Below are 12,938 nucleotides of genomic sequence, written 5' to 3' on the forward strand. Positions count from 1 at the left end.
GCCCCTTAGCGTTCTATGTCTGGCGCGTCAGGTAGCAAAAGGAAACTCAGTTTCATGCCCAGCCTCTTCGAGCCCGTTCAGCTCGGCGCGATCCATGCGCCCAACCGCGTGCTGATGGCGCCGCTCACCCGTGGCCGCTCGACCCGCGAGCATGTGCCGCAACCCTTGATGGGCGATTATTATGCGCAACGCGCCGGCGCCGGGCTGATCATCACTGAGGCGACCGGCATCTCGCGCCAGGGCCTTGGCTGGCCCTTCGCCCCGGGCCTGTGGACCGACGAGCAGACCGAAGCGTGGAAGCCGGTGGTCGCTCAGGTGCATGCGGCCGGCGGGCGGATCGTCGCGCAGCTCTGGCATATGGGCCGGATCGTCCATTCGAGCCTGGGCGGGGCGCAGCCGGTGTCCTCCTCGGCGACGACCGCGCCGGGCCAGGCGCATACCTATGACGGCAAGCAGGACTATGAGGAAGCGCGGCCGCTCCGGCTCGAGGAATTCCCCGGCCTGCTCGACGATTATGCGCGCGCGACGCGCAACGCGATCGCGGCGGGTTTCGACGGCGTGCAGATCCACGCGGCGAACGGCTATCTGATCGACCAGTTCCTGCGTGACAATTCCAACTTCCGCGACGACCATTATGGCGGCCATCCCGAGAATCGCGTGCGCCTGCTGCGCGAGGTGACCGAGCGCGTCGCGAGCATCGCTGGCGCCGATCGTACAGGGGTGCGCCTCTCGCCCAACGGCAATTCCCAGGGCGCGAAGGACAGCAACCCCGAGGCAGTGTTCGTGCCGGCCGCGGAGATGCTGTCGGAGATCGGCATCGCCTTTCTCGAATTGCGCGAGCCCGGCCCCAACGGCACGTTCGGCCGGTCGGACCAGCCCAAGCTGTCGCCCGAAATCCGTCAGGTCTTCCCGGGCCCGCTGGTGCTCAATTCGGACTATCTCGCCGACGATGCGCAGGGCGCGCTCGATTCGGGTGTGGCGGACGCGATCACCTTCGGCCGCACCTTCCTCGCCAATCCCGACCTGCCGGTCCGCCTGCAAAAGGGCGCGCCGCTCAACCCGGACAATATGGCGACCTGGTACAGCCAGGGGCCCGAGGGATATACCGACTATCCGGCGCTCGAGGACGTCGCGGCCGAATAAAGCCTCATCCCAGCGGCACGAACCGTACCGGCAGCCCATCCTTCGGCCGGGGGATGGGCCAGGCCTGCCACTCGGCACCGGCCCCTTCGTCGAGCTCGATCCGGTAACGGCTGAGCAGTTGCGCCATCAGGATGCGGATCTGCATCGTCGCGAAATGCAGGCCGATGCACATATGCGCGCCGCCGCCGAACGGCACCCAGGCATATTTGTGCCGGCCCTTGCTCACCTCGGGCGAGAACCGCATTGGATCGAAGCTCTGTGGATCGGGCCAATGCTCGGCCATCTTGTGCGTGAAGGCCGGGCTGATGCCGACCATCGTCCCGGCCGGGATATGATAGCCGCCGAAATCGAACGCCCGCACCGCCCGCCGGGGGATCGAGGGCACCGGCGGTACCAGCCGCAGCGCTTCCTTGAACGCATAGTCGGTCAGCACCAGCCGATCGAGCTGGCCATAAGGCAGTCCTTCCGCGTCATTCAGCCCCAGTCCCGCAATCTCCTCGCGCAACCGGTCCTGCCATTCGGGGTGACGGCCGAGCAGCATGACCAGGCTGGTCGCTGACGAGGTGATCGTGTCGTGCGCCGCCATCATCAGGAAGTTCATGTGATCGGCGATCGCGTCGTCGGACAGCCGCTGGCCCGCGTCGTCGGTCGCGCGGCAGAATTGCGAAAAGAAATCATGGCCCTCATCGGCACTGGCCCGCCGCTTGGGGATCTCGCGCTGGAACAGGTCGATCAGATAAGCGCGCGCCTTCACGCCCTTGTTCATCATCGAGCCCGGCAGCGGCACGCGGATCGGCGCGACCGATGCCTGGACCTCATCGACGAACGCCTGATTGATCCGGTCGGCTTCGGGGCCGAGCGGCATGCCGAGAAAGCTGTCGGCGGCGAGATCGAGCGTCAGCGTCTTGATCGTATCGTAGAAGCGCATCGGCCGATCCGCCCAGCCGCTGACGGTGCGCGCAATGCCGGCATTCAGCGCTTCGGCATAATGGCGCATCGGCTCGGGCTTGAACGCGACCGACATCACCTTGCGGTCGGCCCGGTGCTTCTCGAAATCCATCAACATCAGCCCGCGCGGGAACAGCAGGTTGAGCATCGGGCCCCAGCCCTGTTCCGACGAGAAGACCTTGTCGCGGTCGAACAGCACCAGCTCGTTCGCCTCGGCGCCCATCAAGGTGACGGAAGGGCCGCCAAAGGCATGGTTGCGATAGACGGTGCCGTACCGCGCGACCATGTGATGGCCGAATCCCACCGGATCGCGCAGCAGCCTCAGCGTGTTGCCGATAAAGGGCAGGCCGTTCTCGCCCGGAATCGCGGCGATCGCCTGGGGCTTCTGCCGCGGCAGCCAGTGCGGATTCGCCTTGAACGTGTGCGCCAGCGCCATCGGGGAGTCTCCTTACTTACATCAGTATAAGTAAGGGTGAAGGCGGGTCAATCGGGCGGGTCAATCGATCGGCAGCTTCTGCAGCCGGTCGACCCAGCGCGTGCCGATCGACGCTATGTTCTTGCCGACCACCACCAGCAGAAGGAAGGCGATGAACAACGCTTCGAACCCGATGACGAAGGCGAGCACGAAGAAGAAACCAACGACCATCAAAAAGGCCAGCACCGTCCCGCCCAGCCGCTCGACGCCCGATCGGCCCAGGCTGAATTGACGCTTGGCCTTGGTGTCGAACCAGGAGGCGCTGGTGAAGATCGGCCGTCCTTCCGCATCCTCGGCGCCGGCACAGGCCGCCAGCGCGAGCCGGCGGAGCAAGGTGCCGCCGTCCTCGCCCGCGCGCACGATCCGGTTGGCCGAGTCGCCCGACTTTGCGGGCAGCAGGTCGCGCCCGGAGGATGACGGGAGGGTCGGAGAAGAAGGCGGCGTCTTGTCGCGCGCCCAATTGTCGGTGACGATCAGCCGCCGGTCCCGCTCCACGATGCTATAGCGCGGGGGCGGTACCTGGCTCATCGGCGGATCAGCCGAACCGGTCTTTCAGCGCCAGCATCGCCAGCGCCGCCTTGGCCGCTTCGCCACCCTTGTCCTTCTCGGTGCGGCGCGCCCGCGCCAGCGCCTGGGCTTCGTTCTCGACGGTCAATATGCCGTTGCCGATCGCCACGCCGTCCATCGACAGCGCCATCAGCCCGCGCGCGCTCTCGCCCGCGACGATCTCGAAATGATAGGTCTCGCCGCGGATCACCACGCCCAGCGCGACGAACGCGTCATAGCCGTCGCTCTCCGCCGCCAGCGCGACGGCGCCGGGAATCTCGAGCGCGCCCGGGACGGTGATCGTCTCATGGCTATGCCCCGCTTCCTCGATCGCGGCACGCGCGCCCTCGAGCAGCAGGTCGTTCAAATGGTCGTAGAAGCGCGCTTCCACGATCAGGACTTTCGCCATCATTCGCCTCCGGTGCCGGGAATCGGCCGCTCGCCGACGATCGACAGGCCGTACCCGTCGAGCCCGACCAGGGTGTGGTGGGTGTTGGTCAGCAGCACCATGTCCTGCACGCCCAGCTCGGCGAGGATCTGCGCGCCGACACCGTAATCGCGCAGCTCGGCGGCTTCGGGCGTACCGATCGTCTTGCCCTCGGCGCGCAGCTTGATCACCCGGGTGATCGAATCCTTCATCGGCCGATTGATCACGACGATCACGCCGGCGCCTTCCTCGGCGATGGTCTCCATCGACCGGGCGAGCAGGCCCGACCGCTCGGATTCCTCGCCGAACGCATCGGCGAACATCGACAGGCTGTGCATGCGGACCAGGGTCGGCTTGTCGGGGTCGATCCTGCCCTTCACCAGTGCCACCTGCTCGTCGCCGGTCGCCTTGTTGAAGAAGGTCATCGCTTTCCAGTCTCCGCCCCATTTGCTGTGGAACACCATCTCGGCGCGTTTCTCGACGAGATGATCGTGACGGCGGCGATAGGCGATCAGGTCGCGGATCGTGCCGATCTTGAGATTGTGCAGCTGTGCGAAGGCGACCAGGTCGTCGAGGCGCGACATCGTCCCGTCCTCGTTCATGATCTCGCAGATCACGCCCGACGGGTTGAGGCCCGCGAGCCGCGACACGTCGACCGCTGCCTCGGTATGGCCCGCGCGCACCAGCACGCCGCCGTCGCGCGCGACCAGCGGGAAGACATGGCCCGGCGTCACGATCTCTTCGCGGCTCTTCGACGAATCGATCGCCACCGCGACGGTGCGCGCGCGGTCGGCGGCGGAGATGCCGGTGGTCACGCCGTCGCGCGCTTCGATCGAGACGGTGAAGGCGGTCTCGTGCCGCGTGCCGTTGTGACGGCTCATCAAGTCGAGCCCGAGCTCGTCGACGCGCTTCTTGCTCAAGGCCAGGCAGATCAGCCCGCGGCCATGCTTCGCCATGAAGTTGATCTTCTCGGGCGTCGCCATCTGGGCGGGGATGACCAGATCGCCTTCATTCTCGCGGTCCTCGTCATCGACCAGGATGAACATCCGGCCGTTGCGGGCTTCGTCGATGATCTCTTCCGGGCTGGAGAGGAAGCCGTGGCGCAGCCGCGCCAAATCACCCTTATGGGCCTCAGGCTTTTGCACGATAATGCTCCATGCGTTGCAGGTAGCGGGCGAGCACGTCGATCTCGATATTGATCGGATCGCCGGCCGCGAGGCTGCCGAAAGTGGTAACGGCCGCGGTATGCGGGATGATGTTGACGCCGAAGGTGACGCCGGCGAGCGAATCTTCCACTTCGTTCACGGTCAGCGAGACGCCGTCGAGCGTGACCGATCCCTTGGGCGCGACGAACGGGGCGATCTCGGGCCCGGCCTTGATCCGCACGCGGTGCGATCCGCCTTCCTCGGTGACGGAGATGACTTCGCCGATGCCATCGACATGGCCGGTGACGATATGGCCGCCCAGTTCCTCGCCCAGCCGCAGCGCGCGTTCGAGGTTCAGCTTGCGGCCTCCGGTCCATTGACCCTGCGCAGTGCGGCTGATGGTTTCGCCCGACACGTCAACAGCGAACCAGTTCGGACCCTTGTCGATCACGGTCAGGCAGACGCCCGAACAGGAGATCGAAGCGCCAAGGTCGATCGTCGCGGTATCGTAGCTGGTGCCGATCACGACGCGCGTGTCGGCCAGCGCCTCGACGCGCTCGATGGTGCCGATGTCGGTGACGATTCCAGTGAACATCAAACCAGTCCTTTGGCGCGCTCGTAGACCTCGACTCGGTCGCTGCCAAGTCGCCGCGCGTCGTGCAATATCCAGCGGCCATGGGCGTCGGGAAGATCGGCCAGGCCGATGTCCGGCAGGGTACGGCCCGCCCCGATCAGGATCGGCGCGCGGTACAATGAAAGCCGGTCGACCAGATCGGCGGACAGGAATGCCGCAGCCGTCGCCATGCCGCCTTCGACGAGCAGATGGTCCACGCCTTTCAGCCCGACAATATCCGTGGGATCGCGCAGGAGCTCCCAGCCGTCGGGCGCGTCGCCATGCGACAGCAGGAAGCGTCGCGGACTCCGCCCTTCCAGCCCGGCCAGCCGGACGTCGAGCGCCGGCGCATCCGCCTCCAGGGTTGCGCGTCCGACCAGGATCGCTTCGTGCCGGGCGCGCTCGACATGCGCATGTGCCCGCGCTTCGGCGCCGGTGATCCATTTGCTGGTGCCGTCACCCATCGCCACCGCGCCGTCCAGCGACATGGCCAGCTTCAAGGTCACCTGCGGCCGTCCCAGCGCCTGCCGGGTGAGGAATCCCGCCATCGCGCGGCGGGCATCGCCATCGCGAACATCCGTCGCCACCTCGATTCCCGCGCCACGCAACCGCGCGATGCCGTCGCCATCGGTCCGCGGGTCGGGGTCGCCCATCGCGATGATGACACGCGCCACGCCGGCCGCGATCAGCAGGTCCGAACAGGCCGGGCCGCGCGGCGATTCATGCGCACAGGGTTCGAGCGTGACGTAGCAAGTCGCGCCGCGCGACTTTTCGCCCGCCTCGGCCAGCGCCATCGCTTCGGCATGCGGGCGCCCGCCGGGCTGAGTCCAGCCGCGCCCGACGACGCGGCCGTCGCGCACGATCACGCAGCCGACATTGGGGTTGGGCGCGGTGAGTCCCTTGCCGCGCTCGCTCAACGCGAGCGCCGCCCCCATCCAGCGCGCATCGGCTGTCGTCAGAATCCGTACTTCTTCAGCTTGTCGTCGAGCCGCTTATAGGCGGCCTGAGTCTCGGCTTGCTGTTTTCTGACCTCTTCGATGGCGGCCTTTTCCTTGGGGCCGTCGATCTTCTGCTGCGCGATGATCTGCTCATCGGTGCGGTTGGCGGGCCATTGCTCCGCATAGACGATGTTCGGGCGATAGACCTTCTCGACCGTCGAGTTGTTGGCGATCGCGAACATGATCGTCCAGGTCACGATGATCGCCAGTACCAGAAAGACGACCTCATAGGTCTTACGGCTCGCCAGATAGCGCCGCAGGTCGCGATAGGCGCGAAAAGGGGAGATGGTGCGCAGGAAACTCATGCTCGCAAGATAGGCGCATGGGCGGCGCGATGCCAGCCCCGGGTCTCCCGATCGCGCCGGAGTCCAAGGAATGCCCGGCGCGATCGGAAGGGCGTCAATCGTCGTTCAGCACAAACCGCACCGCCATGGTCTTCCACGTCTCCATGGGAACTCCGTCGCGGGTGCCGGGCTTGAACCGCCATTTGTCCAGCGCGCGGCGCTTGGTCGCGTCGAAGAAGCTGCTGCTCGGCGAGCTGACCAGCTCGACCTGCTTCACCCGACCATCAGTGCTGATCAGCACCTTGATGACGACCCGGCCCTGGCGACCCATGCGTCGTTCGTCGTTGGGATATTCTGGCTGGTAATAGCTGGCATAGCGCGGATCGACCATGGCATCGGTCAGGACGGGCGCTGGCTTGGTCAGAATCTCGCCGCTGCCGAGGCCGGTGCTTGTTCCTTCGGTGATCTCGACCTTGTCCGGGCCGGGGGTGATCGTGAAGCCCTTCGGCATGTCGATCGTGACATGCTGTTCCGGGGGAATGATGCGCGTATCCGCCTTCGGCTTCAGGATATCCTGCTTCTTCGGCAGCGGCTCCGGGTTGGGAGGCGGCAGCGGCTTTTCTTTGACGTCATAGATCTCGATGGGCTTTGGGATCATCGTCTTCACGAAGTCGGGCGCCGAGAAGATCATCCCGGTCATGATCCCGCCGACCAGCAGCGCCGACAGGCCAAGGCTGGTGGGGTCCAGTTTCTTCTGTTTTGCGTAACGGTCTGCGTACATCGCCTGCCTCCATCTCCTTGGTGGGCGGTCGAGTCTGTCGCTCGATCTCAATGGCGATGATACAACATTACTATCAAGATACAAGATATCATTTCACGCCCGAAATCGGTACAATTAGCTCTTCCCCGGCGAAGGCCGGGGCCCAGTTGGGGGACGATCGTGGCGAGGTGCTGCGCGCCGTTACAACAACCTTTCCGACTGGACCCCGGCCTTCGCCGGGGAAGCAGAAAGGAAAGGGAGGAAGCAGGAAGGAAGGGGCGCTCCAGCGCGCCGCCGCGAAACTCAGCCCGTCAGCCGCTCCACCGCCCGCTCACGCCCGATCAACGGCAGCAACGCCTTCATGTCCGGCCCATGATCCAGCCCGGTCAGCGCCCGCCGCAACGGCAGGAACAAGGCCTTGCCGCTCCGTCCGCTCGATTCCTTCAACGCCCCGGTCAGCGCATGCCAGGGGTCGGCAGACCAGTCGATCGTCCCCGCCACCCGCGCCGCCTCGCCCAGGAAATCGGCATCCGCCGGATCGGCGACGGCCTCGATCGGCCCCTCGATCACGCGCCACCAATCCGCCGCCTCGGCGACGATGGTCAGATTGGGCCGTACCGCCTCCCATTCCACCCGGCCCATGCCGCCGGGCAGCCGCCCTGCGACCGAGTCGAAATCGAGCTGATGCACGATCCGCGTATTGACCGCGCTCAGCTCCGCCTCGTCGAACCGTGCCGGTGCGCGCCCGAAGCGCCCGAAATCGAAGGTCTCGATCAGCCGGCCCGTATCGACCAGCGGCTCGACCGGATCGCTCGTCCCGATCCGCGCGAGCAGCGCGCGAACGGCCTCGGGTTCGATCCCGGCCTCGCGGAACTGGTCGACCCCGACCGATCCGAGGCGCTTCGACAGCTTGCCCTCGCTCCCGACCAGCAGCGCCTCATGCGCAAAGGCGGGCGGCGCACTGCCCAGCGCGGCGAACATCTGCAGTTGCAGCGCGGTGTTGGAGACATGGTCCTCGCCGCGCACGACATGAGTCACCCCCATCTCGGCATCGTCGATCGCGGAAGGCAGCATATAGAGCCAGGATCCGTCGGCGCGGCGGATCACCGGATCGCTCATCGTCGCCGGGTCGAAACGCTGGTGCCCGCGGATCAGGTCGTCCCACTCGATCGCGGCGCCATGATCCAGCTTGAACCGCCAGTGCGGCGCGATCCCCTGCGCTTCGAGTGCAGCACGCTCGTCATCGCCCAGGGCCAGCGCGGCGCGGTCATAGACCGGCGGCAACCCGCGTCCGGCCGCGATCTTGCGCTTCAGGTCGAGTTCCTGCGCCGTCTCGTACGCGGGATAGACATGCCCGGCGTCGCGCAATGCCGCGAACCGCGCTTCGTAGAGCGAAAAGCGCGCCGACTGCCGCTCTTCGCCCACCGGGTCCAGCCCGAGCCAGGCGAGATCGGCACGGATCGAGTCGACATAATGCTCCTGGCTGCGCTCGGCATCGGTATCGTCGATACGCAGCATGAAGCGCCCGCCGCGCTTTTGGGCCCATAGCCAGTTGTGGAGCGCAGTGCGGATATTGCCGACATGCAGCCGGCCGGTCGGGCTCGGCGCGAAACGGGTAAGGACGGTCATGGCAGCGGCTGTAGACGCGGCGCCTCGCGGCAACAACCGGGACGCTTGGCCTCGATCATGGTACAGGCGGTGCAACAGGGGAGGACGAGATGAATCAGATCAACATCGTCGCCGCGATCGTCGCCGGCATCATCGGTTATTTCCCGGGGGCGCTCTGGTATTCCAAAATCCTGTTCCTGCGCCGCTGGGCGCAAGAGATGGGCATCGACATCGACAATCCTCCAGGTGGCAGGAAAGCCCATGGCCCGAAGATCGCGATCGGCGTCGTCACGTCGATCGTGGCGGCGATCGTCTTCGCGCTGATCGCCGGACCCGCACCGGGCCTTTGTCATGCGTTGCTCCTTGGGCTCGCCTGTGGCGGACTGATCGGCGCTGCCTTCTCGATCCAGTACGTCTTCGAGGGTCGCAGCCTGGCCTTCTGGGCGATCAATGCCGGCTATCATTTCGTGCAATTCGCGGTGTTCGGGCTGGTCATCGGGCTGTGGCCCTGACGGCCGGGGGACGAATCGGGTCGCGACGGGCCTTTCCCCCTCGCGAAGTGCTGGCTAAGAGCGCCCGTCAACGGCCACGTCGGCCGGTGGGGATACGCGCATGAAATTGATGACGGGCAACTCGAACCTGCCGCTGGCACGCGCGATCTCGGATTATCTCGAAATCCCGCTCACCAATGCGAGCGTTCGCCGCTTCGCCGACGAGGAAGTGTTCGTCGAGATCCAGGAGAATGTCCGCGGCGAGGACGTGTTTGTGCTCCAGTCGACCGGCTATCCCGCCAACGACAACCTCATGGAGCTGCTGATCTGCATCGACGCGCTCCGCCGCGCCTCGGCCAAGCGCATCACTGCCGTCATCCCCTATTTCGGCTATGCCCGTCAGGATCGCAAACCCGGGCCGCGTACCCCGATCTCGGCCAAGCTCGTCGCCAATTTGATTACCGTCGCCGGTGCCGACCGCGTGCTCTCGGTCGATCTCCATGCCGGGCAGATCCAGGGTTTCTTCGATATCCCGACCGACAATCTCTACGGCGCGCCGGTGATGTCGGCCGATATCCTGACTCGTTTCGGCGACCGCAACCTGATGGTCGTCTCGCCCGACGTCGGCGGCGTGGTCCGCGCCCGCGCGCTGGCCAAGCGGCTCGACAACGCGCCCCTCGCCATCGTCGACAAGCGTCGCGAGCGCGCGGGTGAATCCGAGGTGATGAACATCATCGGCGAGGTCGAGGGCCGCTTCTGCATCCTGATCGACGACATCGTCGATTCGGCCGGTACGCTCTGCAACGCCGCCGCCGCGCTCAAGGAAGCGGGTGCCGAGGGCGTGGTCGCTTACGTCACGCACGGCGTGCTCTCGGGCGGCGCCGTCGCGCGCGTCGAAGGGTCGGCGCTCGAGGAACTGGTCATCACTGATTCAATCGGCAGCCATGATGTGGTGGAGAATGCAAAGCGCATCCGCCACCTCACCATCGCGCCGCTGCTGGCCGAGGCGATCAAGCGGATCGCTGACGAGACCTCGGTCTCGTCGCTCTTTGACTAGGTAAAGAGGAAGCCGCACCGACGGGTTCGGGGCGATTAGCGCATCCCGAGGGCAAACAGGGCGAGCGAACCCCGTTCGCGGGGCCTCCGGCTGGACCGATTCGGCCTCCATCCCGGTGTTGGATAAACCCCGTCGTTGCTCAGCGGAAAACAGCGGCGCTTTTGCGCGGTTTTCGCGTCATTTTTCCGCTGTTATGCCGTAACAGGGAAAACGACACTCAAGCCATTGAATTAGATACGGAGTTTTCTACCGAAAATCCAACATAACAGCGGTAGAAAAATGGGCCTCGTCGTAACAGCGGCGCTGTTGGAGAAAGTCTGGAAATCGCCGGGCCGGTCGAGGCGCGTTCCACCAGCGAGCGCCGGTCAGGTCAGACCATCCCAGACGAGCTTTATGCCGACCAGCACCATCAACAGATAGATCGCGGTGTAGAATCGCGCCGGCGACACCCGGCGCACCAGCCACACGCCCGCCAGGGTCGAGGCGATCGCCACCGGCAGCAAGCTCGCTGCCGCCAGCAGATTCTCCCGGCTGAACTGGCCGAGCGCCCAATAGGCCGGCACCTTCAGCCAGTTGGTGACGGCAAAGAAGATCGCGGTGGTGCCGACCAGCACGTCGCGCTCCAGCTTTTTGGGCAATACCCAGATCTGGAACGGCGGCTGCCCGGCATGGGCGATCTGGCTGGTGAAGCCAGAGGCGATACCGCACAAGGTCCCGACCCAGCCCGGTGACTGGGCCGGCGCCGCGATCACCCCGCGCCGGTCCAGCCACAGCCGGTACAGGCCGAACAGGATCGAGATCGCGCCGACCACGCCCAGCACCGCGCTCTCCGACACCCGCGCCGCGAAGAACCAGCCGAGCGCGATGCCGATCAGCGATCCCGGCAGCATCCAGCCCAGCACATGTCCGTCCCATTGCTTGCGGAACGCCCAGACGCCGACCACGTCCTGCACGATCAGGATCGGCAACAGGATCGCCGCCGCGCGCACCGGCGAGATGGCCAGTGCCATGATCGGGAGCGACAGCGCGCCCATGCCGACGAACCCGCCCTTGGACAGGCCGATCAGCGTCACTGCGGGCACCGCGAGCGCGTAGAAATACCAGTCGGGAATGGCTCAGCTCCGCTCGGCGATGCGGGCGAGGTATCCGGTGATCCGCAGCAGCACGATCAGGATCGCGGCGGCGAACCCGGCCAACGCAAGCACGGCATAGGTCAGCGCCTCGAGCAGTTGCGCGCCGGCATCCTGCGCCGAAGTGCCGGGCACGGCGACTCGCTGGACCGGCTGGCCGGCGGGCGTTGGGGTTCCGGGCCTGGCGTCACTTGATCCCAGCGCTTCCCGCACGGCGTCGGGTGGCGGCGCGCGCGGATCGGGCGCGCTTTCCATCGGCGGCATCCCGTTGCGCAAGGTGCCGTTGCCGCGCGACGCTGATTCAAGCGAGGCAAGGATCGCAAAGGTGGCAAGCCCGCTCAGGACCAGCAACAGCGTGCGGCCGATCCAGTCGAACATCTAGCGCTCCGCTACTTCGCCGGCCGGCGCGCGAACGCCGGCATGGCCGCGGCGCTTGAGCTCGGCCTTCAACGCTTCGGGCTTCGGCGCCCAGAGGAAGCCGAAGCTGACCGTGCCCGCCTTGGTCTCGACGATATGGTGCAGCCGGTGCGCCTGGATGATCCGCTTCATATAGGCCGATTTCGGCAGATAGCGGTGGTTCAGCCGCTTGTGCACGATGACGTCATGGAAGCCGAAATAGATCGCGCCATAGGCCGCGATCCCGGCACCGATCCAGGCGAAGCCCGGCCACCAGCCGAGCTGGACCCCGCCGAGCAGCAGCACGATCGACGGCACCGCGAAGATCACCGCGTAGAGATCGTTCAGCTCCCAGTTGCCGGTACGCGGTCGATGATGGCTCTTATGCAGGAACCAGCCCGGCCCGTGCATGATCCAGCGGTGCGCGACATAGGCAAAGACCTCCATCCCCAATAGGGTGGCGAGGAACAGGATCAGGCCGATTGTCCAATGCATCCTGTGCGATATAGCGGCGACGAACCGGAGTTGCACGACAGGATGGATGGAATGCGGGTTTTGCCGATCGGCGCTTTGATGCTGCCGCTGCTGATGCTGGCGGGATGCTCGACGCCCGAGACGATGACGCGTGACGGGCTGGTCAATGCCGGCATCTCCAACCCGGTCGCCGCCTGCATGGCCTCACGCATGGTCGATCGCCTGTCGATCCTGCAGCTCCGCCGCCTCGCGGGACTCGGCAAGGCGGAGCGCTCGCGCGATCTCGACCAGTTCCTGTACCGCGTGCGCTCGCTCCGCGATCCGGAGATCGTGGGCGTGACGGCGAGCTCCGCAGCGCTCTGCGCGACGGGGCTTGTGCGCTAGCCCTCCACCGTGGGGGTGGATTCGCCGTCCACCCTGTGCTTAAGGCACCGCATCCCCCG

Annotated in this window: 16 protein-coding genes; 4 read left to right on the plus strand and 12 right to left on the minus strand. The window is 66.0% G+C overall.

Annotated elements, in window-relative coordinates; genetic code table 11:
- Positions 1-54: 54 nt before the first annotated feature.
- Positions 55-1,143 (plus strand): alkene reductase, encoded by a 1,089-nt coding sequence (locus WC729_RS21455; RefSeq protein ID WP_372856460.1) that lies wholly within the window; start codon positions 55-57, stop codon positions 1,141-1,143.
- A 4-nt stretch (positions 1,144-1,147) separates the two neighbouring features.
- On the opposite strand, the gene WC729_RS21460 is transcribed toward WC729_RS21455, so the two are convergent.
- From WC729_RS21460 to gltX, 9 genes are all read right to left on the minus strand, one after another.
- Positions 1,148-2,527, minus strand: coding sequence for a cytochrome P450 (locus WC729_RS21460; RefSeq protein ID WP_372856461.1), 1,380 nt, complete (start codon positions 2,525-2,527; stop codon positions 1,148-1,150).
- A gap of 60 nt (positions 2,528-2,587) precedes the next feature.
- On the minus strand, positions 2,588-3,094 hold the full coding sequence (locus WC729_RS21465; protein WP_372856462.1) for a hypothetical protein: 507 nt from the start codon (positions 3,092-3,094) through the stop codon (positions 2,588-2,590).
- Positions 3,095-3,101: 7 nt separating this feature from the next.
- Positions 3,102-3,521, minus strand: a complete 420-nt coding sequence (gene ribH, locus WC729_RS21470; protein WP_372856463.1) for a 6,7-dimethyl-8-ribityllumazine synthase — start codon at positions 3,519-3,521, stop codon at positions 3,102-3,104.
- A complete protein-coding gene (ribB, locus tag WC729_RS21475; protein ID WP_372856464.1) occupies positions 3,521-4,684 on the minus strand; it encodes a 3,4-dihydroxy-2-butanone-4-phosphate synthase in 1,164 nt (387 codons plus the stop codon). Before ribB ends, ribH begins: the two co-directional genes overlap by 1 nt.
- On the minus strand, positions 4,671-5,279 hold the full coding sequence (locus WC729_RS21480; protein ID WP_372856465.1) for a riboflavin synthase: 609 nt from the start codon (positions 5,277-5,279) through the stop codon (positions 4,671-4,673). Before WC729_RS21480 ends, ribB begins: the two co-directional genes overlap by 14 nt.
- Positions 5,279-6,256 carry a bifunctional diaminohydroxyphosphoribosylaminopyrimidine deaminase/5-amino-6-(5-phosphoribosylamino)uracil reductase RibD gene (gene ribD / locus WC729_RS21485; RefSeq protein WP_372856648.1) on the minus strand — a complete coding sequence of 326 codons (978 nt, stop codon included), beginning with the start codon at positions 6,254-6,256 and terminating at the stop codon, positions 5,279-5,281. The genes WC729_RS21480 and ribD overlap by 1 nt, the downstream gene beginning before the upstream one ends.
- The gene (locus WC729_RS21490; protein WP_372856466.1) at positions 6,253-6,600 is read right to left on the minus strand and encodes a hypothetical protein; all 348 of its coding nucleotides are present in this window, start codon (positions 6,598-6,600) and stop codon (positions 6,253-6,255) included. The genes ribD and WC729_RS21490 overlap by 4 nt, the downstream gene beginning before the upstream one ends.
- A 94-nt stretch (positions 6,601-6,694) precedes the next feature.
- Positions 6,695-7,360 (minus strand): energy transducer TonB, encoded by a 666-nt coding sequence (locus WC729_RS21495; protein WP_372856467.1) that lies wholly within the window; start codon positions 7,358-7,360, stop codon positions 6,695-6,697.
- Positions 7,361-7,642: 282 nt separating this feature from the next.
- Positions 7,643-8,968, minus strand: a complete 1,326-nt coding sequence (gltX, locus tag WC729_RS21500; protein WP_372856468.1) for a glutamate--tRNA ligase — start codon at positions 8,966-8,968, stop codon at positions 7,643-7,645.
- An 89-nt stretch (positions 8,969-9,057) separates the two neighbouring features.
- Here gltX and WC729_RS21505 point away from each other — a divergent pair, with 89 nt between their 5' ends.
- Entirely contained in the window at positions 9,058-9,459 is a 402-nt protein-coding gene (locus tag WC729_RS21505; protein WP_372856469.1) for a DUF1761 domain-containing protein, read from the plus strand.
- 100 nt (positions 9,460-9,559) lie between these two features.
- On the plus strand, positions 9,560-10,495 hold the full coding sequence (locus WC729_RS21510; RefSeq protein ID WP_372856470.1) for a ribose-phosphate pyrophosphokinase: 936 nt from the start codon (positions 9,560-9,562) through the stop codon (positions 10,493-10,495).
- A gap of 365 nt (positions 10,496-10,860) precedes the next feature.
- On the opposite strand, the gene WC729_RS21515 is transcribed toward WC729_RS21510, so the two are convergent.
- From WC729_RS21515 to WC729_RS21525, 3 genes are read right to left on the minus strand one after another with little or no spacing between them, the layout of a single operon-like run.
- Positions 10,861-11,577: a sulfite exporter TauE/SafE family protein gene (locus WC729_RS21515; RefSeq protein WP_372856471.1), complete on the minus strand. Its 717-nt coding sequence runs from the start codon at positions 11,575-11,577 to the stop codon at positions 10,861-10,863.
- A gap of 33 nt (positions 11,578-11,610) precedes the next feature.
- A complete protein-coding gene (locus tag WC729_RS21520; RefSeq protein ID WP_372856472.1) occupies positions 11,611-12,003 on the minus strand; it encodes a hypothetical protein in 393 nt (130 codons plus the stop codon).
- Complete coding sequence (locus WC729_RS21525; protein ID WP_372856473.1) at positions 12,004-12,516, minus strand: sterol desaturase family protein; 513 nt, start codon at positions 12,514-12,516, stop codon at positions 12,004-12,006.
- A gap of 51 nt (positions 12,517-12,567) precedes the next feature.
- Between WC729_RS21525 and WC729_RS21530 the strand changes: the two genes are divergently transcribed.
- Entirely contained in the window at positions 12,568-12,879 is a 312-nt protein-coding gene (locus WC729_RS21530) for a hypothetical protein (RefSeq protein ID WP_372856474.1), read from the plus strand.
- Positions 12,880-12,938: the final 59 nt, after the last annotated feature.

Origin of the sequence: Sphingomonas sp. (genome assembly GCF_041661825.1) — a bacterium.
In the GTDB taxonomy this organism is placed as follows: Bacteria; Pseudomonadota; Alphaproteobacteria; order Sphingomonadales; family Sphingomonadaceae; genus Sphingomonas.

What these genes read in the sequence shown, in the direction of transcription:
- WC729_RS21455 (WP_372856460.1), top strand. Translation starts at nt 55, where the DNA reads ATGCCCAGCCTCTTCGAGCCCGTTCAGCTCGGCGCGATCCATGCGCCC.
- WC729_RS21460 (WP_372856461.1), bottom strand. Translation starts at nt 2,527, where the DNA reads ATGGCGCTGGCGCACACGTTCAAGGCGAATCCGCACTGGCTGCCGCGG.
- WC729_RS21465 (WP_372856462.1), bottom strand. Translation starts at nt 3,094, where the DNA reads ATGAGCCAGGTACCGCCCCCGCGCTATAGCATCGTGGAGCGGGACCGG.
- ribH (WP_372856463.1), bottom strand. Translation starts at nt 3,521, where the DNA reads ATGGCGAAAGTCCTGATCGTGGAAGCGCGCTTCTACGACCATTTGAAC.
- WC729_RS21480 (WP_372856465.1), bottom strand. Translation starts at nt 5,279, where the DNA reads ATGTTCACTGGAATCGTCACCGACATCGGCACCATCGAGCGCGTCGAG.
- WC729_RS21490 (WP_372856466.1), bottom strand. Translation starts at nt 6,600, where the DNA reads ATGAGTTTCCTGCGCACCATCTCCCCTTTTCGCGCCTATCGCGACCTG.
- WC729_RS21495 (WP_372856467.1), bottom strand. Translation starts at nt 7,360, where the DNA reads ATGTACGCAGACCGTTACGCAAAACAGAAGAAACTGGACCCCACCAGC.
- gltX (WP_372856468.1), bottom strand. Translation starts at nt 8,968, where the DNA reads ATGACCGTCCTTACCCGTTTCGCGCCGAGCCCGACCGGCCGGCTGCAT.
- WC729_RS21505 (WP_372856469.1), top strand. Translation starts at nt 9,058, where the DNA reads ATGAATCAGATCAACATCGTCGCCGCGATCGTCGCCGGCATCATCGGT.
- WC729_RS21510 (WP_372856470.1), top strand. Translation starts at nt 9,560, where the DNA reads ATGAAATTGATGACGGGCAACTCGAACCTGCCGCTGGCACGCGCGATC.
- WC729_RS21520 (WP_372856472.1), bottom strand. Translation starts at nt 12,003, where the DNA reads ATGTTCGACTGGATCGGCCGCACGCTGTTGCTGGTCCTGAGCGGGCTT.
- WC729_RS21525 (WP_372856473.1), bottom strand. Translation starts at nt 12,516, where the DNA reads ATGCATTGGACAATCGGCCTGATCCTGTTCCTCGCCACCCTATTGGGG.
- WC729_RS21530 (WP_372856474.1), top strand. Translation starts at nt 12,568, where the DNA reads ATGCGGGTTTTGCCGATCGGCGCTTTGATGCTGCCGCTGCTGATGCTG.